This is a genomic window from Acidovorax sp. KPB24-03 (genome assembly GCF_057546605.1).
Genome location: NZ_BAAJYR010000523.1, coordinates 1 through 2,074 on the forward strand (window position 1 = coordinate 1; position 2,074 = coordinate 2,074).

2 protein-coding genes and 1 pseudogene are annotated in these 2,074 nt (G+C 69.5%); all 3 read right to left on the reverse strand.

Going from position 1 to position 2,074, the window contains the following annotated elements; genetic code table 11:
- A partial coding sequence (locus tag AC27KI_RS23495) for an acyl-CoA thioesterase/BAAT N-terminal domain-containing protein (protein ID WP_487116131.1) occupies positions 1 to 197 on the reverse strand: 197 nt, incomplete at its 3' end.
- Positions 198 to 200: 3 nt separating this feature from the next.
- Positions 201 to 1,791 (reverse strand): annotated as a pseudogene (locus tag AC27KI_RS23500) (ABC transporter substrate-binding protein).
- A gap of 56 nt (positions 1,792 to 1,847) precedes the next feature.
- Positions 1,848 to 2,074 (reverse strand): oligopeptide/dipeptide ABC transporter ATP-binding protein (locus AC27KI_RS23505; protein WP_487116133.1); only part of this gene is annotated, 227 nt, incomplete at its 5' end.

The following is a 2,074-nucleotide window of genomic DNA, read 5'->3' on the forward strand; positions in this document are numbered from 1 at the left end:
CGCGGCGCGTCGCGCGACAGGTCCACCGTGCCCTGGGCATCGGCCTCGAAGACGGCCTCGGCGCGCCAGGCGACGCCCGGGCCGCGCAGGGTGTGGCTGCGCAGCGTGACGGTCTCGCCCGGCACGAGTCCGCTGGCCACGATGTGGCGCGGCACGTCGATCAGCGCGTCGGCGGGGGTGATGGTGAGCGCGGCCACGCCTTACTTGCCCACGCGGGTGACTTGCAGGGCGGTGGTGCGGTCGCTCAGGATCGGCTCGACCTTCAGCCCCTTCTTGGCCGCCCAGATGTTCTGGTAGTGGAACAGCGGGATCTGGCCCACGTCGTCGGTGACCAGCTTGGCGGCATGGCGGAACACGGCCTCGCGGCGGCGCGCATCGAACTCCACCGTGGCGGCGTCGAGCGCCTTGTCCACGGCTTCATTGCTGTAGCGGCCCCAGTTGTTGGCGCCCCGCCCGCGCTGGGCGTCGGTGGTGGCGAGCGTCTGCAGCAGGCCGTAGCCGGCCTCGCCGGTGCCGTTGCCCCAGGCGATCACGCTGACGGCGAAGTCGTTCTTGTTGGCGCGGCTGGCGTACGAGGCCCAGGGCAGCACCTCCACCTTGGTCTTCACGCCCGCGCGGCTCCAGAACTGGGCCACGGCCTGCACGGTCTCGGGGGCCTGCGGGTAGCGGTCGCCGGGTACGTGGATGGTGATCTGGAAGCCCTGCGGAAAGCCGGCCTCGGCCAGCAGCTTTTTGGCCTGCTCCACGTTGTAGGGAATGTCCTTGACCTCGGGGTTGTAGCCGAAGCTGCCCTTGGGCATCCACTGGTTGGCCTCGGTCACCGTGCCCTGCAGCACGCGGTCCACGATGGCCTTGCGGTTGATGGCCAGCGACAGCGCCTGGCGCACGCGCACGTCCCGCAGCGGGTTCTGCGCGAGCGGCTTGCCCGCGTTGTCGGTGACGAACTCGTTGGCGCCGGCCTTGAAGCTGGGCTGCAGCAGCAGCGCGCGCAGGCCGGGGTAGGTGTACACGCTCACGCTGGGCGTCTTGCGCAGCTTCTCCACGTCGGTCACGGCGACCTTGTCGATCACGTCCACATCACCCGCCAGCAGCGCGGCGGTGCGCGCCGCGCCGTTGTTGATGTAGCGGTAGTTCACCTTCTCCCACAGCGGCTTGGTGCCGTAGTAGCTCGCGCTGCGCTCGAACACCGTGCGGTCGCCCGGCACGTAGGAGATGAATTTGTATGGCCCCGTGCCCACGACGGCGCGGCCGGCGTTGTAGTCCTCGGTCTTCGATTTTTTCGCCCACGTGCTTGCTCACGATGTAGATCGAGGCGATCTCCAGCGGCAGCATGGGGTTGGGCGTGTTGGTCTTGACGATGACGGTGTGCGCGTCCTTGGCCGTGGTCGATTCGACCGTGCGCAGCGCGCCCGCATAGGACGCCACGCTGCCGGGCACGTTGCGCGCGCGCTGGAACGAGAACACGATGTCGTCGGCGGTGAAGGGCGTGCCGTCCTGCCACTTCACGTCGGTGCGCAGCTTGAACTCCCAGGTCTTGTCGTCCAGCGTCTTCCAGCTGGCGGCCAGGCCCGGCTCCAGCTTGCCGCCGTCGCGCGAGTTGACCAGCGAGTCCCAGAAATGCAGCGCCAGCGAGCGGTCGCCCGCGTGGTTGTTGAGCTGCGGATCGACCGACGACACCGGGTCGGCGAAGCCGATGGACAGCGTGTTGCCGGTCTGCGCGAGCGCGCCAGTGGCACCGGTAGCGGCGAGCAGCGCGGCAGCGGCCAGGGTGGCGAGGCGGAAGGAAGTCATGGCGGGCCTTTCAGGAAAAAACGAACGGGATACGGCGGGCAACGGGCAGTGGGCGGTCAGCCATCGTTGAGGTGGCAGGCGCTCTCGTGCCGCACGGCGATGCCGCGCAACCGCGGCACCTCGGTGGCGCAGCGCGGCATGGCGTGCGGGCACCGGGGATGGAAATGGCAGCCCGAGGGCGGCGAAATGGGGCTGGGGATCTCGCCGCGGATGGAGCGAAAAGCGCGTGCGCCGCAGCGGCCACGCTCGGGGATCGCGGCCAGCAGCGCCTGCGTGTAGGGGT